At 63.7% G+C, this 969-nt stretch carries 1 protein-coding gene; it reads right to left on the bottom strand.

Going from position 1 to position 969, the window contains the following annotated elements; genetic code table 11:
• Positions 1 to 969 (bottom strand): chaperonin GroEL (gene groEL / locus AX735_RS04600; protein WP_156447417.1); only part of this gene is annotated, 969 nt, incomplete at both ends.

The raw sequence follows: 969 nt of genomic DNA, 5'->3' as shown, positions 1-969 counted from the left end.
CGCGCTCCTGCAGCTTCTCGCGATCATAGTCGCTGGTCGTGGTCTCGATCTGCGCGCGGATCTGCGCCACGCGGCCGTCGATGTCGCTGCGCTGTCCGGCGCCGTCGACGATCGTCGTGTTGTCCTTGTCGATGATGACCTTCTTGGCGCGGCCGAGCATGGGAATGGTAACATTTTCCAGCTTGGTGCCGAGTTCCTCGCTGACCACATTGCCGCCGGTGAGGATGGCGATATCCTCGAGCATCGCCTTGCGACGATCGCCGAAGCCGGGCGCCTTCACGGCCGCGACCTTGAGGCCCCCGCGCAGCCGGTTGACCACCAGCGTAGCCAGCGCCTCGCCCTCAACATCCTCGGCGACGATCAGCAGCGGACAGCCCGACTGCACCACCTGCTCGAGCAGCGGGATCATCGGTGCGAGGTTGGACAGCTTCTTCTCGTGGATGAGGATATAGGGCTCTTCCAGCTCGACCCGCAGCTTCTCGGCATTGGTCACGAAATAGGGCGAGAGATAGCCGCGATCAAACTGCATGCCCTCGACGGTCTCGAGTTCGGTCTCGAGGCTCTTGGCTTCCTCGACCGTGATCACGCCTTCATTGCCGACCTTGTCCATGGCTTCGGCAAGGATACGGCCGACCTCCTGATCGCCATTGGCCGAAATGGTCGCGACCTGCGCGATCTCGCTGTTCGATTCAACCTTCTTGGCATGCGATTCGAGATCGGCGACCACGGTCCTGACCGCCAGATCGATGCCGCGCTTGAGGTCCATCGGGTTCATGCCCGCACCGACGGCCTTGGCGCCCTCGCGCACGATGGCCTGGGCCAGCACGGTGGCGGTGGTGGTGCCGTCGCCGGCCTTGTCATTCTGCTTGCTGGCGACCTCGCGCAGCATCTGCGCGCCCATGTTCTCGAACTTGTCCTTGAGCTCGATTTCCTTGGCGACGGTCACGCCGTCCTTGGTGATGCGCGGCG

Origin of the sequence: Blastomonas sp. CCH1-A6 (genome assembly GCF_001556365.1) — a bacterium.
Taxonomy (GTDB): domain Bacteria; phylum Pseudomonadota; class Alphaproteobacteria; order Sphingomonadales; family Sphingomonadaceae; genus Blastomonas; species Blastomonas ursincola.
Note: the sequence above shows the minus strand (reverse complement) of the source record. Positions and strands in the feature narration are given on the sequence as shown.